At 66.2% G+C, this 23,270-nt stretch carries 23 protein-coding genes; 7 read left to right on the top strand and 16 right to left on the bottom strand.

Going from position 1 to position 23,270, the window contains the following annotated elements; translation table 11 throughout:
* Positions 1 to 17 precede the first annotated feature (17 nt).
* From AAHB16_RS27120 to AAHB16_RS27100, 5 genes are read right to left on the bottom strand one after another with little or no spacing between them, the layout of a single operon-like run.
* On the bottom strand, positions 18 to 182 hold the full coding sequence (locus AAHB16_RS27120) for a hypothetical protein (RefSeq protein ID WP_191002151.1): 165 nt from the start codon (positions 180 to 182) through the stop codon (positions 18 to 20).
* Positions 179 to 889, bottom strand: a complete 711-nt coding sequence (locus tag AAHB16_RS27115) for a hypothetical protein (RefSeq protein ID WP_342052468.1) — start codon at positions 887 to 889, stop codon at positions 179 to 181. Before AAHB16_RS27115 ends, AAHB16_RS27120 begins: the two co-directional genes overlap by 4 nt.
* Positions 886 to 1,665 (bottom strand): hypothetical protein, encoded by a 780-nt coding sequence (locus AAHB16_RS27110; protein WP_342052467.1) that lies wholly within the window; start codon positions 1,663 to 1,665, stop codon positions 886 to 888. The genes AAHB16_RS27115 and AAHB16_RS27110 overlap by 4 nt, the downstream gene beginning before the upstream one ends.
* Positions 1,666 to 1,673: 8 nt before the next feature.
* The gene (locus AAHB16_RS27105; protein ID WP_342052466.1) at positions 1,674 to 3,206 is read right to left on the bottom strand and encodes a Tad domain-containing protein; all 1,533 of its coding nucleotides are present in this window, start codon (positions 3,204 to 3,206) and stop codon (positions 1,674 to 1,676) included.
* Positions 3,207 to 3,228: 22 nt separating this feature from the next.
* Positions 3,229 to 3,516 (bottom strand): Flp family type IVb pilin, encoded by a 288-nt coding sequence (locus tag AAHB16_RS27100; RefSeq protein WP_150373001.1) that lies wholly within the window; start codon positions 3,514 to 3,516, stop codon positions 3,229 to 3,231.
* 440 nt (positions 3,517 to 3,956) lie between these two features.
* Between AAHB16_RS27100 and AAHB16_RS27095 the strand changes: the two genes are divergently transcribed.
* On the top strand, positions 3,957 to 4,244 hold the full coding sequence (locus AAHB16_RS27095) for an ArsR/SmtB family transcription factor (protein ID WP_150373003.1): 288 nt from the start codon (positions 3,957 to 3,959) through the stop codon (positions 4,242 to 4,244).
* Between the two features lie 451 nt (positions 4,245 to 4,695).
* On the opposite strand, the gene AAHB16_RS27090 is transcribed toward AAHB16_RS27095, so the two are convergent.
* Positions 4,696 to 5,592, bottom strand: coding sequence for a LysR family transcriptional regulator (locus AAHB16_RS27090; RefSeq protein ID WP_150373004.1), 897 nt, complete (start codon positions 5,590 to 5,592; stop codon positions 4,696 to 4,698).
* A 120-nt stretch (positions 5,593 to 5,712) separates the two neighbouring features.
* On the opposite strand from AAHB16_RS27090, the gene AAHB16_RS27085 reads away from it, so the two are divergent.
* Positions 5,713 to 6,879, top strand: a complete 1,167-nt coding sequence (locus tag AAHB16_RS27085; RefSeq protein WP_342052487.1) for a mandelate racemase/muconate lactonizing enzyme family protein — start codon at positions 5,713 to 5,715, stop codon at positions 6,877 to 6,879.
* 118 nt (positions 6,880 to 6,997) lie between these two features.
* Complete coding sequence (locus AAHB16_RS27080; protein WP_342052465.1) at positions 6,998 to 7,990, top strand: tripartite tricarboxylate transporter substrate-binding protein; 993 nt, start codon at positions 6,998 to 7,000, stop codon at positions 7,988 to 7,990.
* 287 nt (positions 7,991 to 8,277) lie between these two features.
* On the opposite strand, the gene glmS is transcribed toward AAHB16_RS27080, so the two are convergent.
* Positions 8,278 to 10,116, bottom strand: a complete 1,839-nt coding sequence (gene glmS / locus AAHB16_RS27075; RefSeq protein WP_150373017.1) for a glutamine--fructose-6-phosphate transaminase (isomerizing) — start codon at positions 10,114 to 10,116, stop codon at positions 8,278 to 8,280.
* Positions 10,117 to 10,145: 29 nt separating this feature from the next.
* Entirely contained in the window at positions 10,146 to 11,510 is a 1,365-nt protein-coding gene (glmU, locus tag AAHB16_RS27070) for a bifunctional UDP-N-acetylglucosamine diphosphorylase/glucosamine-1-phosphate N-acetyltransferase GlmU (protein ID WP_342052464.1), read from the bottom strand.
* Between the two features lie 199 nt (positions 11,511 to 11,709).
* On the opposite strand from glmU, the gene AAHB16_RS27065 reads away from it, so the two are divergent.
* Positions 11,710 to 12,597, top strand: a complete 888-nt coding sequence (locus AAHB16_RS27065; RefSeq protein WP_223851335.1) for a DUF6279 family lipoprotein — start codon at positions 11,710 to 11,712, stop codon at positions 12,595 to 12,597.
* Between the two features lie 48 nt (positions 12,598 to 12,645).
* Here AAHB16_RS27065 and AAHB16_RS27060 read toward each other — a convergent pair whose 3' ends face one another.
* The 4 genes from AAHB16_RS27060 to AAHB16_RS27045 form a co-directional block, all read right to left on the bottom strand.
* Positions 12,646 to 13,755 carry an ornithine cyclodeaminase gene (locus AAHB16_RS27060; RefSeq protein WP_342052463.1) on the bottom strand — a complete coding sequence of 370 codons (1,110 nt, stop codon included), beginning with the start codon at positions 13,753 to 13,755 and terminating at the stop codon, positions 12,646 to 12,648.
* Between the two features lie 128 nt (positions 13,756 to 13,883).
* Entirely contained in the window at positions 13,884 to 14,813 is a 930-nt protein-coding gene (ttcA, locus tag AAHB16_RS27055; RefSeq protein WP_150373021.1) for a tRNA 2-thiocytidine(32) synthetase TtcA, read from the bottom strand.
* 58 nt (positions 14,814 to 14,871) lie between these two features.
* Positions 14,872 to 15,273, bottom strand: coding sequence for a dihydroneopterin aldolase (locus tag AAHB16_RS27050; protein ID WP_109582296.1), 402 nt, complete (start codon positions 15,271 to 15,273; stop codon positions 14,872 to 14,874).
* 4 nt (positions 15,274 to 15,277) lie between these two features.
* Positions 15,278 to 16,078 carry an SDR family oxidoreductase gene (locus tag AAHB16_RS27045; RefSeq protein ID WP_150373023.1) on the bottom strand — a complete coding sequence of 267 codons (801 nt, stop codon included), beginning with the start codon at positions 16,076 to 16,078 and terminating at the stop codon, positions 15,278 to 15,280.
* 16 nt (positions 16,079 to 16,094) lie between these two features.
* Here AAHB16_RS27045 and AAHB16_RS27040 point away from each other — a divergent pair, with 16 nt between their 5' ends.
* Both AAHB16_RS27040 and AAHB16_RS27035 read left to right on the top strand, forming a co-directional pair.
* Positions 16,095 to 17,300 (top strand): class I SAM-dependent methyltransferase, encoded by a 1,206-nt coding sequence (locus tag AAHB16_RS27040; RefSeq protein WP_150373024.1) that lies wholly within the window; start codon positions 16,095 to 16,097, stop codon positions 17,298 to 17,300.
* Positions 17,301 to 17,303: 3 nt separating this feature from the next.
* A complete protein-coding gene (locus AAHB16_RS27035; RefSeq protein WP_150373026.1) occupies positions 17,304 to 17,498 on the top strand; it encodes a DUF2905 domain-containing protein in 195 nt (64 codons plus the stop codon).
* Between the two features lie 21 nt (positions 17,499 to 17,519).
* On the opposite strand, the gene AAHB16_RS27030 is transcribed toward AAHB16_RS27035, so the two are convergent.
* From AAHB16_RS27030 to AAHB16_RS27015, 4 genes are all read right to left on the bottom strand, one after another.
* Positions 17,520 to 18,758 carry a multifunctional CCA addition/repair protein gene (locus tag AAHB16_RS27030; RefSeq protein WP_150373027.1) on the bottom strand — a complete coding sequence of 413 codons (1,239 nt, stop codon included), beginning with the start codon at positions 18,756 to 18,758 and terminating at the stop codon, positions 17,520 to 17,522.
* Between the two features lie 14 nt (positions 18,759 to 18,772).
* Positions 18,773 to 19,456 carry a glutathione S-transferase family protein gene (locus tag AAHB16_RS27025; RefSeq protein ID WP_150373029.1) on the bottom strand — a complete coding sequence of 228 codons (684 nt, stop codon included), beginning with the start codon at positions 19,454 to 19,456 and terminating at the stop codon, positions 18,773 to 18,775.
* 109 nt (positions 19,457 to 19,565) lie between these two features.
* Positions 19,566 to 20,588 carry a complex I NDUFA9 subunit family protein gene (locus tag AAHB16_RS27020; RefSeq protein WP_150373030.1) on the bottom strand — a complete coding sequence of 341 codons (1,023 nt, stop codon included), beginning with the start codon at positions 20,586 to 20,588 and terminating at the stop codon, positions 19,566 to 19,568.
* 55 nt (positions 20,589 to 20,643) lie between these two features.
* On the bottom strand, positions 20,644 to 22,608 hold the full coding sequence (locus AAHB16_RS27015) for a lytic transglycosylase domain-containing protein (RefSeq protein WP_342052462.1): 1,965 nt from the start codon (positions 22,606 to 22,608) through the stop codon (positions 20,644 to 20,646).
* Positions 22,609 to 22,754: 146 nt separating this feature from the next.
* On the opposite strand from AAHB16_RS27015, the gene AAHB16_RS27010 reads away from it, so the two are divergent.
* Positions 22,755 to 23,270, top strand: a 516-nt coding sequence (locus AAHB16_RS27010) for a 5-formyltetrahydrofolate cyclo-ligase (RefSeq protein WP_342052461.1), incomplete at its 3' end; no start/stop codon positions are given.

Below are 23,270 nucleotides of genomic sequence, written 5' to 3'. Positions count from 1 at the left end.
CAGAGGCGGCGACGCGCTCAGGGCACGGCGATCGCGTAGCTGTACGACTGGTAGAAGGTCCTGAAGGCCGCGAGCAGTTGATTGATCACGGAGTTGTCGCCCCCCACGATGAGCAACAGGATCACGACCACGAGCATGACCACGTACTCGGCGTAGGCCTGACCGGCCTGGCCCCGCTTCACAGCGTCCTCGACACGTTGATGACCGCGCGCGTGGCGGCCCCGCGCGGCACGAAGGTCGCGTCCAGCTTGTAGCCTTCCTTTTGCAGCGCGATGGCACGCCCGCCGCGCAGTCCGGCCGCGCGCGGGACGCCGGCATCGGCCAGCACGCGCCAGCCGCTCGCGAGCAGACTCGACAGGAAGCGCGCATGCGTGCCGCGCGCGCTGCCGTCGACATCGACGACCACGGTGCGCGCGACCGCCATCGGGTCGCGGCTCACGGTATCGGACACGACGCGTCCGCCCACGGGCAACGGCATGGCGCGCGCGCCGACTTCCGTTGGCAGATCGGCGCGCTGCAGGCGCATGGCGCTGAAGAGGCCGCCGCTCATGCCATCCGCGCCGCGCTGCGCGGGCATCTGCAGCACATAGCTGCAGTCGTTCTCGATCGCGGTGATCAGCCAACCCTTGCGGCTGCGCAACGCGCGAGAGGGCACGCCGGCGTCCTCCCAGTAAGCGCGCCAGCGGCGTGCCACCTCGTCGGGGCTGTCCTTGTAGGAGACCGCCATCACGGTCACGGGCATGCCATCGACGAGCGTGTCCTCGCCGAGCCACGCGGCCGCGTCGGGCTTCATCGGCTTGCGCGCGCACGCGCCCGCGGCGGCCGCGTGCGCGGCACACGTCATGAGTAGCGCGACCGATGCGGCGCGCATGAAGGCTGCGAAGTTCATTGACCCACCCTGTCCGCCGGGACCACGTCCGGCGCAATCTTGCCGAGATCGAGCCCCGTGATATCCGGCGCAAAGACGGCCAGCGGCATGAAGATGGCGCTGCCGAGGAATTCGCCGCGATGCAGCGGCGCGAGGTTGGTCACCTGCGCGAGCGTCCCGTCACGCCCGTCCGGTGTCCATGCATTGGTGAGCAGCACGTTGGCGTCGCTGGCCGTGAAGCCGGTCCAGCCCGGCCACAGCTTGCGCAGCGTCTGGCTGTCCGCGCCCACGGCGACGTCGATCTGCGCGCGCTGCTGGTTCGTGATGGACAGGTCCGGCCCCACGCCGACCGCGCCGCCCGCATCGAGGACGCCGATCGCGGTGTCGAGCGCCGTGCCCGTGCTGGTGCGCGAGGTGCGCAGCTGTATGTCTTCGTATCGCTTGAGCAGGTCCTTGCCCGCGACGTCATGCCACATCGGCAGGCCGCCCTGCGGCAGGGCATTGCGCGTACCGTCGTCCGCGCGCAATGCCGGCGCGTCGTGGCCGAACACGCGTTGCACCGCTTCGCTGCGCAGCGCCTGCGGCGTCTTGGTGACGGACGCGCCGTACTTGTTCCAGCCCGCGTCGTCGAGGTACACGGTGCGTTCCCACGCCGCATAGCGGCTGGCCATCAGCGTCTTGGTACGCACGTCGTGAAAACGGCCGAGCATCGCAAGCGCGAGGAACAGCAGCACGAGCACGCCGCCGGCGGCCGCGGCGAGTTCGACGAGGGCCTGGCCGCGTTGACGAAGACGCATCGCTCGCATCATGGCGCTCCCGCGGCCTGCGCGGCGGCGGCCGCTTCGAGCTCGACCGTCGGCGTATCGACGAGCGATGCCTGCCAGTACGGATTGAACAGGCTCGGATACTCGTAGCGGTTGTCCGAACGGTTCCACGACGCCGCGCGCAGCAGCGCGCCCGCGCCGCTGCTATTGCGCGGCCGGATGAAGTACGCGCTGGCGCTTGCGAGCGCGCGCAGCTCGCTCGACGGGGCGCCTTCCTGCAGGCCCACGCGGCCCACCCCGACCCGCAGCGTGGACGTCGTGCGCGTGCTTGCGATATTGCGCGAGACCTGCAGCGTGAGGGTCGGCGCGCGATTGAAGTCCGCGCCCTTCGCCGGCGTGGCATTGGCCGGCGTGGAAAGGTCGTAGTATTGCTGCAGGCCGGCGCGGCTGCTGTTGTCGAGCGAGGTGCCGGGGCCGGCCGAGTACTGCATGCCGGCGGCAACGGCCGCCGCGCTGGCGATCGCATCGCCGATATGGCCCGTGCCGCGATATCCGCTCGTGCCCGAGTAGCGATTGCCGGGGCCGTTCGCGGCGCCGCCGCGGCCCATCGACTCGATGATCGGGATGATCAGCGGCACCGGTTCCGGCAGGAACAGGCAGCTGATAAAGCCTTCGGCCGCGGTTGCGTCGAGCGCTTCCCAGCCCTTCATGTCCGGGCGCAGCTGCGTGGCGCCCGAATGCGGCTGACCGACCAGCATGAACGTTACCGAGGCGCCCGTGCAGCCCTTGTACGCGGTGCTGGCGACGAACGGCGTGCGGATATTGCCGCGCTCGGGCGTAAAACCGTCCATGCTCGCGTCGTCGGTCACCACGTCCGCAAAGCGGTCGCCCGTACCGCCCGCACCCTTGGCGCCGGTAGCCTGCGGGTCCGTGCGTGTCGTGAATTTCTGCCATGCCGCGATGCGTGGCGCGCCGAGCGTGGCGAGGTAGCCCTTGTCGGCATGCGTGTCGCGCTGGTTCGCCTGCGCGACCTCCTCGGCGACGAACGGCATGTTGAGCTTGGTGGCCACCGTATAGGCCTGCTGCGCGAGGGACAGGCCCTCGATCAGCACGTCGAGGCCCTTCACCGCGGTTGGCGCGACCGAATTCACGGTCGCCTTCAGCGGCGCGATGATGGGCCGCGCGACCTGCTTGGGCAGGGTCCACTGCACGGCGCCGAGGTCCGCGAAAATGTTGACCAGTTCGTCGGTGACGTGATCCTTGCCGTCAGTCTCGTCGACTTCCTCGATCCACGACTTGAGGCTCAGCAGCTGGGCCACGTGCACCTGGTTCGCGACCATCGCGCGGTTGGTGTACGCGGCAAAGTTGTAGTCCCGTGCCTGCATCACCGCCACGCTGTACGCGGCGGCATCGGCCGTGTTCTGCAGCTTGGATTTGGCGGTGGTCAGCTGCGAAGCGTTGAACGCCACGTACAGCGCCACCGCGCCCACGGCCAGGAAGATGAGGGCGAAGGCCAGCGCCTGCCCTCGTTGCCGGGCGGGCGCGGCCGTGCGCCGGTGACGCACGCTGCACATGATATCGACACCAATCTTCTAATTATTTGCCGGTGTCGTTGCCGACGTTGAAGTTGTTCAGGCCCTTGCCCTGATTGGCCTTGCTCGTGGCCTGGCCCGAGGACTCGCCGGCGCGGTTGATGTTGTTCTGCGACTCGTCGGTCTTGCCCGACATTTCCGAGGCCAGCGCGGCGGTCTGGTTGCGGATGGTCTGGCCGAACATCGCGTACACGCCGATCGCGGACACCGCGATGAGGGCCACGATGATGATGTATTCGGTCATGCCCTGACCGGCCTGGCGGAACTTGCGGCGAAGCTGTGCGAACTTCATGACGGACTCCTTCTGCGTGGAATACGGGGAAATGGATGGCACCTGCTGGGCCAAATGGCTCGATTAAGCGGCCCCATCCCGGACACCGGTCCAATGGGACGGCGGCGAGAATCGTAGCAAAGCCACCGTTTTGTCTGAAGCAGAATAGTTTCAATGTTTTTAGCAGCATTGAAATGTCACGAATAGTTTGTAGTTTAATGCTGGTAAGCCTATTATTCGGCGTTCGCTACGGTATATAAATTCTGCGCGGATGTGTCATTTTTACATGGTCCGCGTTTGAAATTTCGTTGTATGGAACGTTCGACATGCCGTTCTTCTATCCCGCGCGGGGCCTTGCAGTACAAGGCACTGGGAGCGAGAATGGCAGGCTAAGGGGAGCGGCGGCAGGCATGCCGTTGTATTTGTCGGGAATTCAATAATAAGCAGGGAAGTATAATCCGATGGATATCAAGAACGCTGCAGATATTCTGGGAGCACTCGCCCAGGAGAATCGTCTGCGTATATTTTTATTATTAACAGAAGCCGGGCCAGAAGGTATTTCGGCGGGAATTATATCCGCCTCTTCCGATTTGACACCTTCCGCGGTGACATTTCATTTGAAGGAATTAGTCAGGACCGGTCTGGTAAAGTGCCGGCAGCAGGGTCGATTCATGATTTATTCCGCCACCTGCGAGGGCATCGCGCCCGTTCTCGATTTTCTCAATACCAAATGCGCCATGCTTTGCTGATGGCCCGATAGCCGCGCCGGAGGCGGCTTTCGGGGCGTCGGCCGGGGGCCGGTCCGGGGCTGCGCCGCTCGATGACTTTCGCGTGACATATGCTCCCCTCGTCGGGAGGATGGCGGCGGCAATTACCCCTCCGATGAGGGGTATAAGCAACATGTCCAATTGCCGACCGCTTGTCTCGATTTTGTTTCAGTTTTGAAGCATTTGCGGCACCGCGCAATCGCACCATCCGCCCGCGGATTGTCACTCCTGTTATTTCTTTCACATTGGAATGCGCGCATTCGCACGGTTTTTCGCCAGCGTTTCGACGGCGATTTGCGACCTTCGCCTTATTACAGCGTTTACTTAATCAACGACGCTGTTTGGCGCGCCGCCCGTAGCAAAGAACCTTGCCGAGAACGGGGCGAACGGCGGCTGCACGCGCGCCGCGCGTCGCCGTTCGTTTCAAACGCAATCATCCGCGCGCGAAGGCTTCCGCGAGGAAGTCGATGAACGCCCTCGCGCGTGCGGTCTGGTTACGGCGGTTGGGGTAGTAGACGAACAGGTCCGCGGACGGCAGTGTGCATTCCGGCAACACCACGCGCAGGCGACCGCTTTCGAGATACTTGGCGAGGTCCCATTCCGAGCGGATCAGGATGCCGTGGCCATCGAGCGCCCAGCCCAGCACGATGTCGCCATCGTTGCTCGACAGGCTGCCCTCCACCTTGATCGCTTCGCTATGTTCCTGATGCGTAAAACGCCAGATGCCATACGCATCGTCGTTCTGGCGATGGATGATGCAGCGGTGCCGTGCGAGGTCGGCGAGCGTGCGGGGCGTGCCGTGGCGTTCGAGGTAACCGGGCGACGCGCACAGGAAACGCCGGTTCGACATGATGCGGCGCGCGGCCAGGCGGCTGTCGGGCAGCGTACCGAAGCGGATAGCGAGGTCGAACCCCGTCTCCACGAGGTCGATCGGGCGATCGGTCACCTGCAGCTGCACCTCGACCTCGGGGAAGCGGCGCGCGAACTCCGACACGAGCGGCGCGATGGTAGTGCGGCCGAAGCCGAGCGTGGCGTTGACGCGCAACAGGCCGCGCGGCGCCACGCCCCCGCTGGAGACGGCCTCTTCCATCGCGCGCAACTCGGCGAGGATGCGCGTGGCGTAGCGCAGGTAGGTCTCGCCCTCGTCGGTGAGGCTGACGCTGCGGGTGGTACGGTTGACCAGACGCACGCCGAGACGTGCCTCCGTCTGCGCAAGCCGCTTGGTCGCGGCGGGCGGCGTGAGGTCGAGTTCGCGCGCGGCCGCGGCAAGGCTGCCGCGGCGCGCGATCAGCACGAAGAATTCGAGTTCGGACGCGAGGTCGGACTTCATCGTCTATTCACCGTCGGTTAATAGTCAATTGACTGCCGGTGAATTCTAGGTGCGATCGTGGCTTCTATGCTACCGACTCGTTTCCGCCATCCTGTTCAGGCGGACGCCCCCGGAGACATGATGAGAATCGTTGAAATTCGCGAGAAGACGCTGCCGATCAGCTCGCCCATCCGCAATGCCTATATCGACTTCAGCAAGATGACGCTGAGCCTCGTGGCCGTGATCACCGACGTGATCCGCGACGGCAAGCCCGTGGTCGGCTACGGCTTCAATTCCAACGGCCGCTACGGCCAGGGCATGCTGATGCGCGAGCGCTTTATCCCCCGCATCATGGAGGCGGACCCCGACTCGCTGGTCGACGCCACCGGCAACAACCTCGATCCGCACAAGATCTGGGACACGATGTTCACGAACGAAAAGCCTGGCGGCCATGGCGAGCGTTCGGTGGCCATCGGCACGATCGACATGGCCGTATGGGATGCCGTCGCGAAGATCGAGGGCAAGCCGCTGTTCCAGCTGCTCGCGGACCGCTACGGCGACGGCAAGCCGAACCGCAAGGTGTTCGTCTATGCCGCGGGCGGTTACTACTATCCGGGCCAGGACCACGGCAAGCTCAAGGACGAGATGCGCAGCTATCTGGACCGCGGCTACACGGTGGTCAAGAAGAAGATCGGCGGTGCGTCGCTCGATGAGGATCTGCGCCGCATCGATTCGATCCTGAGCATCCTGCAGGACGGCCAGCGCCTTTGCGTCGATGCCAACGGCCGCTTCGATCTCGACACCGCGATCCAGTACGCCAAGGCGCTGTCGCAATACGACCTGTTCTGGTACGAGGAAGCCGGCGATCCGCTCGACTACGAATTGCAGGCCACGCTGCGCAACTACTACGACAAGCCGATGGCGACTGGCGAGAACCTGTTCTCGATGCAGGATGCGCGCAACCTCATCCGCTACGGCGGCATGCGCCCCGATCGCGACTGGCTGCAGTTCGACTGCGCGCTGTCGTATGGCCTCGTCGAGTACCTGCGCACGCTCGAGATGCTCAAGCAGCATGGCTGGTCGGCCAGCCGCTGCATTCCGCACGGCGGGCACCAGATGTCGCTGAACATCGCCGCGGGCCTGGGCCTCGGCGGCAACGAGAGCTACCCCGACCTGTTCCAGCCGTATGGGGGCTTCCCCGATGGCGTGAAGGTGGAGAACAGCTACGTGACCATGCCCGATCTGCCCGGCATCGGCTTCGAGGGCAAGTCCGATCTCTACAGCGTGATGCAGGCGCTGTCGGCTTGATGCTGTCGGCCTGATGCCTTCGTTCTGATCCCACGCCCCCCGCCTGCGACGCAGGCGGGCTTCGCTTTTTCGCTGTACGCTTTGCACCGCAGTACCACCACAAGAATCAGGAGACAACATGCTGAACCCGCGCACGATCTTCCGTGCCGCAGGCCTCGCTGTAGCCTGTGGTATCGCTGTCACCCCCGCCATCGCCCTCGCCGACTATCCCGACAAACCCATCACGCTCGTCGTGCCGTTCGCCGCTGGCGGGCCCAGCGACAAGATCGCCCGCGACGTGGCGGAGGCGCTGCGCAAGCAGCTCAACCAGACCGTGGTCGTGGAGAACACGACGGGCGCCGGCGGCACGATCGGCACCGCCCGCGGCGCGCGCGCGACGCCCGATGGCTATACGCTACTGGTGCACCATATCGGACTGGCCACCGCGCCGTCGCTCTACCGCAAGCTCGGCTACAAGAGCTCCGACCTCGAGTTTCTCGGGCTGATCAACGAAGCGCCGTCGACGCTGATCGGCAAACCCCAGCTCGCGCCGAACACGCTCGCCGACCTGCGCAAGCTGATCTCCGCGGACGGCGACAAGCTGAACCTCGCGAATGCAGGCGTAGGGTCGGCCTCGCACCTGTGCGGGCTCATGCTGCAGAGCATGCTCAAGAGCAAGATGACGTTCGTGCCGTACAAGGGTACGGGCCCGGCGATGTCGGACCTGATGGGCGGACAGGTGGACCTGATGTGCGAACAGGCCACCAACAGCACGCCGCAAATCGAAGGCAAGAAGGTCAAGGCCTACGGCGTCAGCAGCCTCCAGCGCTCCGCCGTGCCCGCGCTGGCAAGCGTCCCCACGCTGAACGAAGCGGGCCTGCCCGGCTTCAACTTCACGGTCTGGCACGGCCTCTACGCGCCACACGGCACCCCGCCCGCGGTCCTCACCAAACTCAACACGGCCCTGCGCGCCGCGCTGAAAGATCCCGAACTCATCAAACGAGAAGAGGCGCTCGGCATCACGATGGTCACCGACGACCGCCTGTCGCCGGCGGGCCACAAGAAGTTCTACGACGCGGAGGTCGCGCACTGGGGCAAGATCATCCAGGACGCGGGGATCCAGCCGGAGTGAACGAGTAAGGCGATTTCGTAGCGCGGCGATGTACGCGCTGCACGCTGTTTCATAGAGTTGCCATCACGCATCGATCGGCCTGTCGCCACGATGCGAAAGGTGAAGGGCCTCCCGATGGGAGGCCTTTCGTTTTGCGCAGCCGACGCACGCAGATCGACGGAATTGTTCACGCTGATCCCGAGGAGATGAGTCCCGGGCGGGGCCCGCCGAGCTGACCCGTGGACAAAGAAAATGGCCTCCAGTCGGAGGCCATTTTTTCGTACGCGAATCGCTTACCGCAACCCGCCTTACTCCACCGTCACCGACTTCGCCAGATTCCGCGGCTTGTCCACATCCGTGCCACGTGCGCATGCCGTGTGATACGCCAGCAATTGCAGCGGCACCACGTGCAGGATCGGCGACAGCGCGCCGTAGTGTTCGGGCATGCGGATGACCTGGATGCCGTCCGACGACTGGATATGCGTATCCGAGTCGGCGAAGACATACAGGCGGCCGCCGCGTGCGCGGACCTCCTGGATGTTGGACTTCAGCTTCTCCAGCAGCGCATCGTTCGGCGCGACCGTGACCACGGGCATGGCCTCCGTCACGAGCGCCAGCGGGCCGTGCTTCAGTTCGCCCGCCGGGTACGCTTCGGCGTGGATATACGAGATTTCCTTGAGCTTCAGCGCGCCTTCCAGCGCGATCGGGTAGTGCAGGCCACGCCCGAGGAACAGCGCGTTCTCGCGGCGGGCGAAGTCTTCCGACCAGGCGATGATCTGCGGCTCCAGGGCCAGCACGCCGTGCAGCGCCGCCGGCAGGTGGCGCAGGTTCGTCAGCGCCCTGGCTTCGTCGTCGCCGCTCAGGTAACCGCGTACCTTCGCCAGCGCGAGCGTCAGCATGTACAGCGCCGCCAGCTGCGTGGTGAACGCCTTGGTCGATGCCACGCCGATCTCGGTGCCCGCGCGCGTCAGGAAGCGCAGTTCGGTCTCGCGCACCATCGCGCTCGTCGCGACGTTGCAGACCGCGAGCGTATGCGTATGGCCCAGCGAGCGCGCATGGCGCAGCGCGGCCATCGTGTCGGCGGTCTCGCCCGACTGCGAGATCACGACCACAAGCGCGCGCGGATTCGGCACCGTGTCGCGATAGCGGTACTCGCTGGCGACCTCGACCTGCGTCGGGATCTTCGCGATCGACTCGAGCCAGTACTTGGCCGTGCAGCCCGAGTAGTAGCTCGTGCCGCAGGCGAGAATCAGGATGCTGTCGATGCCGGCGAACACCGCCTCGGCGCCCTCCCCGAACATCTCCGGCGTAATCGCGTCCACACCCTCGAGCGTGTCGCCGAGCGCGCGCGGCTGCTCGAAGATTTCCTTCTGCATGAAGTGTCGGAACGGCCCAAGCTCCACCGCCGCGGCGTGGGCTTCCACCACACGCACTTCACGCTCGACCACATGGTCCGACCCATCGCGGATGACCACGCCATCGAGCGAGATCTCGGCGACGTCGCCCTCTTCCAGATAGACGATACGGTTCGCGGTACCGGCCACGGCCAGCGCGTCCGAGGCGAGGAACGCCTCGTTGTCGCCCAGCGCCACGACCAGCGGCGAACCCGCGCGCGCGCCAACCACGCGCTGCGGCTGGTCCTTGGCGATCACGGCAATCGCATACGCGCCATGCAGGCGCTTGGTCACCACACGCACCGAGGCGTAGAGGTCGCCGCGCGTCGCGCTGCTCGGATACGTGTAGGCCTGATGGATCAGGTGGGCCACCACTTCGGTATCGGTCTGCGACTCGAAACCGTAGCCCGCGGCACGCAGTTCTTCGCGCAGCGGCTCATAGTTCTCGATGATGCCGTTGTGCACGAGCGCGATGGTCTCGTCCGAGAAATGCGGGTGGGCATTCAGCGTATCGGGCTTGCCGTGCGTGGCCCAGCGCGTATGCGCGATGCCCGTCATGCCGGCGAGGCCCGACGATTGCGTCTGCGTGTCGAGATCGGCCACGCGCGACACGGTACGCGCGCGTTCCAGCATCTCGTCGCGCACGATGGCCACGCCACACGAGTCATATCCACGATACTCGAGGCGCCGCAGGCCCTCGATCATGACCGGTACGATATTGCGGGTAGAAACCGCGCCGACAATGCCACACATTTTTAAACCCCCGATGAATTTTGCTTGCTTTACTTCTTGGCCGGCTTGACCGGACGCGTCCAGCCCTCCAGGGTCATCTGCTTCGCGCGCGACAGCGTCAGCTTGCCCTCGGGCGCTTCCTTGGTCAGCGTCGTGCCCGCGCCGATCGTCGCGCCACGCCGCACCGTCACCGGCGCCACGAGCTGCGTGTCCGAACCGATGAACACGTCGTCCTCGATCACCGTGCGCAGCTTGTTCGCGCCATCGTAATTGCAGGTGATGGTGCCCGCGCCGATATTGACGCGCTGCCCCACCGTCGAGTCCCCCACGTAGGCGAGATGATTCGCCTTGCTGTGGTGACTGATCTGGCTGTTCTTGACCTCGACGAAGTTGCCGATATGCACGTCCTCGCCGAGTTCCGTACCCGGGCGCAGGCGCGCATACGGACCGATGCGTCCGTCCGGCCCGATTGTTGCTTCGTCGATATGGCAGAAAGGTTGCAGACGCGAACCCTTGCCGATCTTCGCATGACGAATCACGCAATGCGCGCCGATATGAACACCGTCTTCCAGATGCACGATGCCTTCGAACACGCAGCCGACATCGATCGTCACATCGCGGCCGCACGTCAGCTCGCCACGCACGTCGATCCGCGCGGGGTCGAGCAGCGTCACGCCGCTCTCGAGCAGCTTCTGCGCGATGTTGCGCTGATGGATGCGTTCGATCTCGGCAAGCTGGACCTTGCTGTTGACGCCCAGCGTCTCCCACAGCGCGGCCGGCTGTGCCGACACGACTTCCACGCCGTCCTGCACGGCGCGCTCGATGGTATCGGTCAGGTAGTACTCACCCTGCGCGTTGTCGTTGCGCAGCGTGGAGAGCCATGTGCGCAGACGCGCGGTGGGGCATACGATGATGCCGGTATTGATCTCGCGGATCGCGCGTTCGTCGTCGCTCGCGTCCTTCTGCTCGACGATGCGCGTGATGCTGCCCGCCGCGTTCCGTACGATGCGGCCGTATCCGGTAGGATCGGACATCTCGACCGTCAGCACGCCCAGGCGTTCGTTGCCCGCGGCATCGAGCAGCGCCTTGAGCGTCGCGGCGCTCGTGAGCGGCACATCGCCGTACAGCACCAGCGTCGGCTGGCTGTCGTCGATCAGCGGCAGCGCCTGCATGACCGCATGGCCCGTGCCGAGCTGCTGGGCCTGTTCGGCAAACTGGACGTCACTGGCGCCGACGGCCGCGCGAACCTGCTCGGCACCGTGGCCCACGACGACGACGAGCTTGCCCGGCGAAAGCGTGCGCGCGGTCGCAATGACGTGAGCCAGCATGGGCTGGCCTGCAACCGGATGAAGTACCTTGGGCAGCGCCGAGTTCATGCGCTTTCCCATGCCCGCGGCAAGAATGACGATATTCACAAGGAGGTCCTAAGTGAGTGTGTCCGGAGAGAAACTTGAAAATCCGCGCCACGGATCGTTTCACCATCCAATGCGGCGAAATCGTTGTCAGGACTGGGTTGCGGGACGTTCTGCGACCCCAGTAAACATGCGCGCCGATTCTAGCATGGCGGGTTATGCCCGACGCCCCGTGGTTTCCGATTCTCACAAAACGCAACATATGCAACGACAGCGCATTTTTTCATGGTTTGCAGCTATTACCGCCTGTGTGGCGCTCGTGGCACTGGGCGGCTGCAACGCGATGAAGCTTGGCTATCAGCAGGGTGACCGGCTGGCCTACTGGTGGGTGGACCGGTATGTGGACGTCTCCGACGCCCAGGAGCCGCCGACGCGCGAGGCCATCCACCGGTTCTTCAGCTGGCACCGCCGCCAGCAGCTGCCCGAGATCGCCACGGTGCTGACGCGCGTCAAGGGCGAGGTCGCCCAGCCCGTCAGCGCCGCGATGGTCCAGCAGGTCCAGCAGGACACCCAGCGGCTGGGCCGGCAGGCCTTCGAGAACGCGGTGCCGGATCTGGCCGACCTGCTGCTGACGCTGACGCCGGAGCAGATCGAGCGAATGCAGGCCAAGTTCGACGAGAGCAACGCCAAATACCGCAAGGAGTTCCTGCGCGGCAACGAGGCAGCACGCACCGATGCGCGCTTCGACAAGGTGATGGAGTACGCGAAGCTGATCTACGGCCGGTTCTCGACCGAGCAGGAAAAGGCCATCCGGGAGGCCATGGGGCCGTACATGCAGGGCGCGGAAGCCCGTTATGCCCAGCGTGTGCAGCGGCAGAAGGAGTGGGTGGCGCTGGCGAAGGAAGTCCAGGGCTCGCACCCGCCCAAACCGCAGGTGGAGCAGATGCTGCGCCGCTATGCGGACCAGTGGCAGCGCCCCGGCAAGGAGAACAGCCAGCCGGGCGTGGACCTGACGGTCACGATCGCGAACCTGACGACGCCCGAGCAGAAGGCCCACGCGGTGGACCGGTTCCAGAAGTGGATCGACGATACGCGCTCGCTGATCCGGGAAGGCAACGGTCCGTCGCCGTCGCAGGCGTCCAACAATTGATCGCGCAATGGGCCGTTTGAGACGGCCGCTTCAGACGTCGGCCGGCGGTCAGGCGATGGCCGCCTCGGCCGTGACCCGCCCGGAGGCCGCACAGCCAGCCGGCGCGACCTCCCGAAGCAGCGCGAACAGATCCTTCGGATCGTCCTGCCGCGGCACCAGATCGAGCGCCTGGCCGAGGCCGAGTGCCTCCGCGCTGTCTCGCAGGTAACGCAGCGCCGAGTAGTCCTCGAGCGCAAAGCCCACCGAGTCGAACACCGTGATCTGGCTTGCCTCGGTCCGGCCGGGCACGCTACCGGCCAGCACCTGCCAGAGCTCCGTCACCGCGAAGTCCGCCGGCATCTGCTGGCAATCGCCCTCGATGCGGCTCTGCGGCTCGTACTCGACGAATACGCTTGCCCGGCGCAGCACGTCCGGATGGAGCTCGGTCTTGCCGGGGCAATCGCCGCCCACGGCGTTCAGATGCAGGCCCGGCGCGAGCATGTCCGGCGTGATGATCGTCGCGTAGGCCTTGTCGGCGGTAACGGTGGTGACGATATCCGCGCCGCGCACGGCCTCGGCCGTACTGGCGCACGCCACGATCTCCAGACCGTCGATGCCGTGCAGGTTGCGCGCGAGCTTGCGCGTGGCGTCCGCATCCACGTCATACACGCGCAGCGTGCGAATGCCGAGCAGGTAGTGGAACGCCAGCGCCTGGAACTCGGCCTGCGCGCCGTTGCCGATCAGCGCCATCGTGGCCGCGTCGTGCCGCGCCAGCCGGCGCGCCGCCACCACCGACGTGGCCGCGGTACGCAGCGCCGTGGTCAGCGTGAGTTCCGACAGCAGCAGCGGCATGCCCGTCGAGACCTCGGCCAGCGTGCCGAAGGCCATCACGGTGGGCAGGCCGTCGGCGGTGTTGGCCGGATGGCCGTTCACGTACTTGAAGCTGTAGAGATCCGCGTCGGCGATCGGCATCAGCTCGATCACGCCACGCGCCGAATGGGCAGCGGTGCGCGCGGATTTGTCGAAGTCCTGCCAGCGCAGGTAGTCCTCCTCGATGTAGCGCGCCATCTGCCGCAGCACGTGCGGCAGGCCCTGGACGGCGACGATGCGGGAGACGTCGGTGAGAGACAGGAAACGGGTAAACGAGCGGGTAAACGAGTGGGTAAGCGAGCGGGCCATGGTCCGGTAATCCAATGCAGTGATAACCGGATCCATTGTTCCAGCGGCCCGCGCCACGCAGAAGCCACCGTTTCGTGACGAAAACGCAGCCGCGCTGACATTTCGCCAGCATGGATCGAACGTTTTGCTCAGGAGTGCGCCTTGGCCTCGGCCCCCGCATCGCCGCGCTCGAAGCGCACGAACTCGATGCGGTTCTCCTCGGCGCTGCCCGCGAACACGAGCGGCTGCTGCGAGAACGTGGTCTCGCCGAACAGCGAGGCCTCGTCCACCTTGGCCAGGCCCGTGGCCAGCCCCGTGAACGGGAACAGATCGGTGTCGGCCAGATGGGAGGGCACGACGTTGCGCAGCGACGCGAAGATATTGTCGATGCGGCCGGGATTCTCGCGCTCCCACGACTGCAGCATCTCGCTCACCTTCTTGCGCTGCAGGTTCTCCTGCGAGCCGCACAGATTGCAAGGGATGATCGGAAAGGCCATCGCGCGCGCATAGCTCGCGATCTCCTTCTCCGGGCAGTAGGCGAGCGGGCGAATCACGATATGCTGGCCATCGTCGGTGGCGAGCTTGGGCGGCATCGCCTTCATCTTGCCGCCGAAGAACATGTTCAGGAAGAACGTCTGGACGATATCGTCGCGATGATGGCCCAGCGCGATCTTGTTGGCCCCGAGCTCCTTCGCCGTGCGGTAGATCACGCCGCGGCGCAGGCGCGAGCAGAGCGAGCACGTGGTCTTGCCCTCGGGCACCTTCTCCTTGACGATCGAATACGTGTCCGCCTCGACGATCACGTACTCCACGCCGGTGGACTTCAGGTACTCGGGCAGGATGTGCTCGGGGAAACCCGGCTGCTTCTGATCGAGATTCATCGCGATCAGCTTGAACTGGATGGGCGCGCGCTTCTGCAGCGCCATCAGGACCGACAGCATCGTGTACGAGTCCTTGCCGCCGCTCATGCACACGAGCACGGTATCGCCGTCCTCGATCATGCCGAAGTCGCCAATGGCCTTGCCAGTCAGCGACTGGAGGCGCGTTTCGAGACGATAGAAGTTAGCGGAGTGACTCATAGGGCATTGCAGGGAGATCGGCGGCGGGCCCGTATTCTACTTGAGCCGCCCCGAACGTTCAGACCGGCTTGATGTGGAAGACTTCCACGCCCACCGAGTCGCAATCCGGATACACGTCCGGCTTCTCGGTGGAGACGCGCACCGCGCGCACCTGCGGATGCTGGAGCATCGCGCGCGCGAGGTCGTCGCACAGCGTTTCCTGCAGGTGGATATGGCCCTGCGCCATGCGCGCGGCCACGGTGCTGCGCATGAAGTCATAGTCCACGACCTCGTCGAGCTTGTCGGCGTGCGGCGTGCATTCGGCCAGCGGCACGAACAGGTCGATATTGACCAGCACACGCTGCTCGCCTTTCTTCTCGAATTCATGCACGCCGATATTGATCTGCACTTCATAGTTGCGCAGGAACATTCGGCGGCAATCGGTCAGGCTGGGGTGGGATAGTGCGGCGAGCATGGTCATGGGGTCATTCTGTGAGGAACATCACGTCGCGGTGCAGCGGCATCAGGTGCTGCCCGCCGTCGACGTACAGCGTGGTGCCGGTCACCGCACGGGCCGCCGCCAGATAGGCGACGGCCTGCGCGATATCCTCCGGCGTGGAAGACTTGCCGAGCGGCGTCATCTGATGCGCGCGGCTGAAGCCGGTACCGGTCTGTTCGCCGGACACCAGCGTGATGCCGGGCGCGACGCCCACCACGCGCAGGCGCGGCGCGAGCGCCTGCGCCAGCTGCATCGTGGCCGTCTGCAGCGCGGCCTTGGACAGCGTGTACGACAGGAAGTCCGGGTTCAGGTTGTCGAGTTTCTGGTCCAGCAGGTTGATCACGACACCCCTGGGACCTTCGTCGGCGTCCGTGGCCAGCGCCTTGTGCATCTCGCGCGCGAGCAGCAGCGGCGCGGCCACGTTGGTGCGCATATGCGTGTCGAGCGACGCATAGGAGAAGCTCGTTGCCACGTCGTACTGGAACAGCGAGGCATTGTTGACGAGGCAGGTCGGCGTGCCGAGCGCCACCGCGCAGTCGGCGATCAGGCGGCCGGTCTCGGCCTCGTTCGCGAGATCCGCGCGCAGCACGGCCGCGCGGCGGCCCAGCGCGCGGATCTGCCCGGCCAGCGCCTCGGCCTCGGCCACCGAGCGGTTGCAGTGCACGGCCACGTCCCAGCCGTGCGCGGCCAGTTCGAGCGAGATGGCGCGGCCCAGCCGGCGCGCGCCACCGGTGACCAGCGCGACGCCGCGCGCGGTTGAGGTGTCAGGGGTCTGGGATGCGGGCATTGCTACAATTCGCGGTATGCAGAAAGTCGCTAGTCTACCCCTTCCCCCTCAGGACGCGCAGGAAGCGTCGAATGCCCTTGCCGTGTGCATTGGCGATGCGATCGACGCCGGCGGCGGCTGGATCGGTTTCGACCGCTATATGTCGATGGCGCTGTACGCCCCTCGCCTTGGGTATTACAGCGGCGGCGCCGCCAAGTTCGGCCGCGACGCGCGCGACGGCAGCGACTTCATTACCGCGCCGGAGCTCACGCCGTTCTTCGCGCGCACGCTGGCGCGCGAGTTCGCGCCACTGATCGTGCAACAGGGCCTCCCCGCGGTCATGGAATTCGGCGCCGGCACGGGCCGCCTGGCCGCCGACCTGCTGCTCGCGCTCGAGTCGGAAGGCGCGCTGCCGGCGCAATATGCGATCGTCGAGCTGTCGGGCGAGCTGCGCGAGCGCCAGCGCCAGACACTGGCCGACCGCGCGCCGCACCTCGCGGACCGCGTGATCTGGCACGACATGCTGCCCGAGCGCTTCGAGGGTGTGATCGTCGGCAACGAGGTGCTGGACGCGATGCCTGTGCGGCTGTTCGCGCGCGAGGGCGGCCGCTGGCATGAACGTGGCGTCAAGCGGGAAGGCACCGCGGGCTTCGCCTATCAGGACCGCGTGCTCGCCGACGCCGAAATCCCCGCCACGATCGCGGCCATCCCAGGCGACCACGATATGGTCACCGAAACCCATGCGGAGGCCGAGGGCTTTATCCGCGCGGTGGGCGGGCTGCTCACGCGCGGGGTCGCATTCTTCATCGACTACGGGTTTCCGGCCAGCGAGTATTACCACCCGCAGCGCTCCGGCGGCACGCTGATGTGTCACTACCGCCATCACGCGCACCCCGACCCGTTCCTCTACCCCGGCCTGCAGGACATCACCGCGCACGTGAACTTCACGGGCGTGGCCGAAGCGGCGGTCGAGGCCGGGATGCAGGTCGCGGGATTCTGCTCGCAGGCGCGATTCCTGATGAACGCCGGCATCACCGAACTGCTGATGACGCTCGATCCCAATGACACGCGGGCTTTCCTGCCGGCCGCCAATGCGGTGCAGAAGCTGCTGTCGGAGGCGGAGATGGGCGAACTGTTCAAGGTCATCGCGCTGTCGCGCGGCTTCGGTACGATCGGTGCCGATGACGACCTCCATCCCGTCCTCGCCGGATTCCAGCGCGGCGATCGCACCCATTCCCTCTGACCCATGCTGCGCTGGACGCTGACCATCTTCTTCTGCGTGATCGTGCTGTCGGCCGCGCTGCCGTGGCTGCAGAAGCTCGGCCTCGGCCGACTGCCCGGCGACGTGCGCTTCCGCCTGTTCGGCCGCGAATACGTGCTGCCGTTCGCATCGACGATCCTGCTGTCGCTGGCCGCGCTGGTGATCGGCCGGCTGTTGTAGGACGCGTCCCGCCAGACAGCGTTACGCCACGCCCAGCCGCCCGGCCACGGCCGCCACGCGTGCTTCGTGCACGCGGCTCTTGATCCGCGACACGTCATCCGCGCATTCCCGCGCGATGGCCCCCGCGTCGATGGACGACGCGGCATCCAGTGCCTCCAGCAGGCGCGCGGTCTGCGGGTAGTCGCGATCCTCGAACCCGAGCCGGCCGCGCGCATCGGCCTCGCACGCACGCAGGGCCTCCGCAAAGCGCTCGGGCTTGCGCAGCGCATCGCAACGTTCGAGCAGCCGCGTCACGGCCGCCGCGCCGAATTCCATAGAGCGATGGATATTGCCGTGCTCGCGCGCGACCACGAGTGCCAGCTCGCGGCATTCGTTGGGCACGCGCAGGCGTTTGCAGACCTGTTCGAGCAGCTTGACGCTGCGCTCCTCGTGGCCGGTATGACGCGGCAATACATCGTCGGGCGTGGTGCCCTTGCCTAGGTCGTGCACGAGCGCGGCGAACCGCACGGGCAGCGACGCGCCGACCGACGCCGCGTAGTCGAGCACCATCATCACATGCACGCCCGTATCGACCTCGGGGTGGTAGTCCGCGCGCTGCGGCACACCCCACAGACGCTCGAGCTCGGGCATCAGCCGCGCCAGCGCCCCGCACTCGCGCAGCACCGCGAACATGCGCGACGGTTTCGCTTCCATCAGCCCGCGCGCGAGCTCCTGCCACACGCGTTCGGGCACCAGCGCATCGACCTCGCCCGCCTCCACCATCGCGCGCATCAGCGCGACGGTCTCCGGCACGACCGTGAAGTCATGAAAGCGCGCCGCGAACCGGGCCGCGCGCAGGATGCGCACGGGGTCCTCGGCGAATGCATCGGACACATGGCGGAACTGCTTCGCCGCAAGGTCCTGCCGCCCGTTGTACGGATCGATGACCGGACCCACGAGGTTGCCCGCGTCATCGACGGCGCGCGCCATCGCATTGATCGTGAGGTCCCGCCGCACGAGGTCGTCCTCGAGCGTCACGTCGGCGCCGCAGTAGAACGCAAACCCCTTGTAGCCCACGGCGGTCTTGCGCTCGGTGCGCGCGAGCGCGTACTCGGCCTTCGTCTGCGGATGCAGGAATACCGGAAAGTCCTTGCCCACGGGCTTGTAGCCAAGGCGCTCCATCTCTTCGGGCGTGGCGCCCACGACCACGTAGTCGCGATCCTGGCTCGGCTTGCCGAGCAGTTCGTCGCGAATGGCGCCACCCACGGCGTAGACCTGCATGTCGCGATGCCCGCTCAGAGCACGATCGCGTCGTCGCGATCGGGCGTCGTGCGATACGGCTCGTCGGCGAGCAGGAAGTCGCGCTCTTCGCGCGCGGCGGCCACCCATGCCTGCATCGACGGCAGCGAGAGGATGAAGTCCGCGTATGCCTTCGCGTCGTCGGGCAGATGGATGCCGTACGTCGCAAAGCGCGACACCACGGGCGCATAGAACGCATCGGCGACCGTGAACGTGCCGAACAGGAACGGCCCCTTGCCACCGTGTCGCGCACGCAGATCGCTCCAGATGGCGGCGATGCGATCGACGTCGCGCTGCACCGACGTGTTCCACCCCATGCCGGGCAGCACCGCGGTGCAATTCATCGGCAACTGGCTCCGCACGTGCGGAAAGCCCGAATGCATCTCCGCGCAGATCGAGCGCGCATGCGCGCGCGCCGCGGTGTCGGCCGGCCACAGCCGCTTCTCCGGAAAGCGCTCGGCCACGTACTCGCTGATCGCGAGCGAGTCCCATACATGCACGTCGCCGTCGATCAGCACCGGCACCTTGCCCGCGGGCGAATGCTTGCGGATCTCGGCGTCGAACTCCGGCGTCGACAGGCGCACGGGAATCTCCTCGAACGGGATGCCCGCCTCCCGCAGCAGCAGCCACGGGCGCAGCGACCAGGACGAGTATTTCTTGTTGCCGATGACGAGCTTCATGACGCAAATCCTTGGGGGAACGGTTGTGGCCTGCAGCCGGCCATTGTAGCCAGCGTCACCGGCAGCCATCAAATGAATTGCGCTCGCAACGGTGTGAGCGGGACTCACATCAGCGGTGGACGCTCCCGCGCATGACCTGTAGCTGCTCTTCGCGATTGCGGCCGGCCAGCACATCCGTCATGACCGATTCGAGGCTCGCCGGACGCAGGTTCAGCTCGTGCGCGAGCGGCGCTTCCAGGACGTTGTCGAGCCGCATCGAGTCGAGGTTGTCGCGCGTCATCACCGGCCCGCCCGGCATATGCTCCAGCACCGCGGCCTGCACGCGCGCGAGCGCGTCGGGCAGCGCGATGACGGGACGCGGATGCCCCGAGGCGCGGCCCGCGAAGCGCACGAGTTCCTCGAGCGTATAGACCTGCGGACCGCCCAGATCGTATGCATGCCCGATAGTCTGGGGCGTGACCATCGCATTCAGGAAGGCCTGCACGACGTCCTGCACGAACACGGGCTGGAAGCGCGCATGGGCGCAGGCGAGCGGCACCACGGGCGCCATCTGCTGCATCTGCGCGAAGAGGTTCAGGAAATGGTCGTCGGGACCGAACACGACGGAGGGGCGGAACACGGTCCAGTCGAGGCCCGACTCGCGCACGATGCGTTCGCCATCGCCCTTGCTGCGCAGGTACATCGAGGGGCCCGCGCTGTCCGCGCCGAGTGCGCTCATATGGAGCAGGCGGCGAACGCCGGTGCGCTGGCAGGACTCGACGATCTGCCGCGGCATCTCCACGTGCGCGGTGGCAAACGCTTCGCCGTACGGATCGCCGCGCTCGCCATGCAGCACGCCGACGAGGTTCACGACGATGCCATCGACACCGAGCGAACCGATCGCGTCGTCGAGCGCGGCGCCATCGGCGAGCCCGAGCTCCACCACTTCCACGCGCGGCAGCAGCAACAGGTGCTGCGCGTGCTCGAGGTTGCGCGACCCCGCGAGAATGCGCTCGGGCGCGATGGGACTATCGGGATTGGAGGTGGGGTCGAGCGGTGCGCCCGACGCCGAGGCCGCGCCGGCCAGGCGCGAGATGAGGTGACTGCCGATGAAACCGGCGCCCCCGATGACGAGGACATTGCTGGTCTGCATGGTTGGCTCCGTGTCGCTGGTCTACAAGACAGTCATGCGATCACGGAGCCAGCCATCAGGGCAGGCTGGTGGTCGTGACCGAAGACGGTGCAACCGAACCCAGGCGATCCTTGAGCGACTGGGAACGGCCACTCATCAATGCAGCATAGTACGTCGCATTGGAGAGCACATTCTTCACATAAGTTCGCGTTTCCGTGAACGGGATCGTCTCTGCAAAGATCGCGCCTTCCACGGTACGGTTCAGCGAACTGCGCCAGTTCTTCGGCCGTCCCGGGCCCGCGTTATAGGCCGCGGAGGCCAGCGTCCACGAACTGTCCAGATCCGTCAATACCATGCTCATGTAATTCGTACCGAGCAGGATATTGATATTGGGATCCCCCATCATCGACGGCGAGAAGTCGTTCATGCCGATCTTGCGCGCCACATACTTCGCGGTAGCGGGCATGACCTGCATCAGGCCATGCGCGCCCGCGGAGGATCGTGCATTCATGATGAAGCGCGATTCCTGGCGGATCAGGCCATACGCCCATGCCATGTCGAGGCCCACGTCGTCGGTCGCGCGCTGCATGATGTCGCGGTACGGCATCAGGAAGCGCAGCGCGAAGTCGTGTTCGGTGCGCGTGCGGTCGGCGGTGTTCACGGCGCGGTCCAGCAGCTCGATGCGGCGCGCGTAGTCGGCGGCGGCGATCAGTTCGCGGTCGCTCATGCCGCGCAGCTCCCAGTTCCACTCGCGGTTGCCCTCGAAGCGCAGGTTCAGGTCATAGAACTTCTGGGCGCGCACGAAACCGGGGCGCGTGCGCATGGCCATCGCCTCGGCGTCGCTGACCGCCGTGCGGGCCGGCAGCGAGATACGATTGCCGAGTTCCTCGCTGGCCAGCTGGCCGTAGAAATTGAACTGGCCGGCAATCGACTCGAACTGCGCGCGGGCCTCGTCCGGACGCTTGTCGGCGGCCAGCGAGCGGCCGTACCAGTAGGTCCATGCCGGATCCTTGGCGCGCAGCTCCGGACGCATCAGTTCGATCGACTGACGCACCTGGCGCCAGTCGCCCTGGCGCAGCGCCGCGCGCACGCGCCATTCCTGCGTTTCATCGGAAAGCCACTGATTGCCGCCGAGGTCGATCTGGCGGCGGAAATAGCCGGCCGCCTCGGGCGCGAGCTTCTTCGCCGCATACTGGCCCACCACGCCCCATGCCGCGCCCTGCTCGTCGCGCGACAGGCTCGCCGCGCTCGCGTTCAGATAGGCGGCCGCCTGCGACGGATCGTTGCGCGCCATCTTGACGATGGTGGCCAGCGTGTCGCTGTCGCCGCGCGAGTCGGGCGCGGTCGCGGCGATGCGCGCGGCCAGCGTCGTGTAGTTCTGCTCGAGCGCCTGCCGCGCCTGGAACGCGACATCGCTGCGCTGGATCTGCTGGCTCTGCGCGAGGTAGCCGATCAGATCGACGCAGCCCTCGCCGTAGTAACGCACGTCGGAGAGCGCCGCGCGCGACTCGGCCGCGACGTTCTGCCCCTTGAGCGCGCGCGACAGCAGCGCATAGCACTCCACCTGCGTGTCGTCCTTGAGCACGAACTTCGGATACTCGGCGTCGAAGTTGGCCCAGTCGCGCTTCTTGCCCAGCACCAGCAGCCAGTCGTTGCGCATGCGGTCGGCGATCGCCTCGCCCTGGTACCGCTGGAGGAACGTGCGCACCTGCTCGTCGGGCGCATCGATGCGCGCGAGGCCGCTGGCATCGAACATCTGGGGCTTGATGCGGAAGTATTCGACGTACGACGGAATCGGATAGTCGACCAGCGCCGCCGACAGCGTGGCCGCGCGGTCCGCGTCGTTCTTGCGCGAGGCCTCGCGCAGCGCGACGAACGCGTCGTCGGGATTGCTCGGAATCGTGAGCACCGGAGCCGGGGCGGCGGCTGCCGGGCGTTTCTGCGCATATACCGGGGTGGTCAGCAGCGCACCCGACAGACCGCCCAAGAATGCGATCCATGCGGCACGCCCCACGTGGCGCAGATATACTCCCTTGAACATGCTTCGTCTTCCTCGTCGATGGCACGCGGTCACGGGTGCACGCTCTTGCACTCGCCGCTGACCGCGCCGCCGGAATTGGTATGGGTTCGGGTCTGCGATCGAAATCGGACCGGAACCAGACATTTGGCCGAACATTATTGCACGCCATGCCCCCCGCCAAAGCGCCAGACAACCCGCCCGACAGCCCTCTATTCCCCGCGTCCGGGCCCGCCGCGCCCGAAGACCGCCGTGCGCTGCGCGCACGGCTGCTGGCACGGCGGGCGTCGCTGCCCGACCGTGCCACCGCCGATGCACACATCGCCGAGGCACTCGCCGAACTGCTCGAGCGCCTTGCCGTGCACTGCGTGGGATTCTATTGGCCGATTCATCAGGAATACGACGCGCGCGCGGTCGTGACGCGCTGGCTCGGCGGCATGCCCGGGCGGCGCGCGGCGCTGCCCGTGGTCAGCGCGCCGGCCACGCCGCTCGATTTCCATCTGTGGACGCCCGACACGCCGATGCGCGAGGGGCGCTACGGCATTCCGGTACCCGATGGCACCGAGGCGGCATCGCCCGACGCACTGATCATTCCCTGTGTCGGATTCAGCGCCGATAAGTTCCGCCTTGGCTATGGAGGCGGCTTCTACGACCGCACGCTCGCGGCCATGTCGCCACGACCCGTG

The sequence above is a fragment of the Cupriavidus sp. OTU4054 genome (assembly GCF_038440175.1).
Taxonomy (GTDB): Bacteria; Pseudomonadota; Gammaproteobacteria; order Burkholderiales; family Burkholderiaceae; genus Cupriavidus; species Cupriavidus pauculus_D.
Note: the sequence above shows the minus strand (reverse complement) of the source record. Positions and strands in the feature narration are given on the sequence as shown.

What these genes read in the sequence shown, in the direction of transcription:
- AAHB16_RS27030 (WP_150373027.1), bottom strand. Translation starts at nt 18,758, where the DNA reads ATGCAGGTCTACGCCGTGGGTGGCGCCATTCGCGACGAACTGCTCGGC.
- AAHB16_RS27065 (WP_223851335.1), top strand. Translation starts at nt 11,710, where the DNA reads ATGCAACGACAGCGCATTTTTTCATGGTTTGCAGCTATTACCGCCTGT.
- AAHB16_RS27060 (WP_342052463.1), bottom strand. Translation starts at nt 13,755, where the DNA reads ATGGCCCGCTCGCTTACCCACTCGTTTACCCGCTCGTTTACCCGTTTC.
- AAHB16_RS27050 (WP_109582296.1), bottom strand. Translation starts at nt 15,273, where the DNA reads ATGACCATGCTCGCCGCACTATCCCACCCCAGCCTGACCGATTGCCGC.
- AAHB16_RS27085 (WP_342052487.1), top strand. Translation starts at nt 5,713, where the DNA reads ATGAGAATCGTTGAAATTCGCGAGAAGACGCTGCCGATCAGCTCGCCC.
- AAHB16_RS27080 (WP_342052465.1), top strand. Translation starts at nt 6,998, where the DNA reads ATGCTGAACCCGCGCACGATCTTCCGTGCCGCAGGCCTCGCTGTAGCC.
- AAHB16_RS27115 (WP_342052468.1), bottom strand. Translation starts at nt 889, where the DNA reads ATGAACTTCGCAGCCTTCATGCGCGCCGCATCGGTCGCGCTACTCATG.
- AAHB16_RS27105 (WP_342052466.1), bottom strand. Translation starts at nt 3,206, where the DNA reads ATGTGCAGCGTGCGTCACCGGCGCACGGCCGCGCCCGCCCGGCAACGA.
- AAHB16_RS27090 (WP_150373004.1), bottom strand. Translation starts at nt 5,592, where the DNA reads ATGAAGTCCGACCTCGCGTCCGAACTCGAATTCTTCGTGCTGATCGCG.
- glmS (WP_150373017.1), bottom strand. Translation starts at nt 10,116, where the DNA reads ATGTGTGGCATTGTCGGCGCGGTTTCTACCCGCAATATCGTACCGGTC.
- AAHB16_RS27040 (WP_150373024.1), top strand. Translation starts at nt 16,095, where the DNA reads ATGCAGAAAGTCGCTAGTCTACCCCTTCCCCCTCAGGACGCGCAGGAA.
- AAHB16_RS27110 (WP_342052467.1), bottom strand. Translation starts at nt 1,665, where the DNA reads ATGCGTCTTCGTCAACGCGGCCAGGCCCTCGTCGAACTCGCCGCGGCC.
- AAHB16_RS27015 (WP_342052462.1), bottom strand. Translation starts at nt 22,608, where the DNA reads ATGTTCAAGGGAGTATATCTGCGCCACGTGGGGCGTGCCGCATGGATC.
- AAHB16_RS27095 (WP_150373003.1), top strand. Translation starts at nt 3,957, where the DNA reads ATGGATATCAAGAACGCTGCAGATATTCTGGGAGCACTCGCCCAGGAG.
- AAHB16_RS27035 (WP_150373026.1), top strand. Translation starts at nt 17,304, where the DNA reads ATGCTGCGCTGGACGCTGACCATCTTCTTCTGCGTGATCGTGCTGTCG.
- AAHB16_RS27100 (WP_150373001.1), bottom strand. Translation starts at nt 3,516, where the DNA reads ATGAAGTTCGCACAGCTTCGCCGCAAGTTCCGCCAGGCCGGTCAGGGC.
- AAHB16_RS27025 (WP_150373029.1), bottom strand. Translation starts at nt 19,456, where the DNA reads ATGAAGCTCGTCATCGGCAACAAGAAATACTCGTCCTGGTCGCTGCGC.
- AAHB16_RS27045 (WP_150373023.1), bottom strand. Translation starts at nt 16,078, where the DNA reads ATGCCCGCATCCCAGACCCCTGACACCTCAACCGCGCGCGGCGTCGCG.
- ttcA (WP_150373021.1), bottom strand. Translation starts at nt 14,813, where the DNA reads ATGAGTCACTCCGCTAACTTCTATCGTCTCGAAACGCGCCTCCAGTCG.
- AAHB16_RS27020 (WP_150373030.1), bottom strand. Translation starts at nt 20,588, where the DNA reads ATGCAGACCAGCAATGTCCTCGTCATCGGGGGCGCCGGTTTCATCGGC.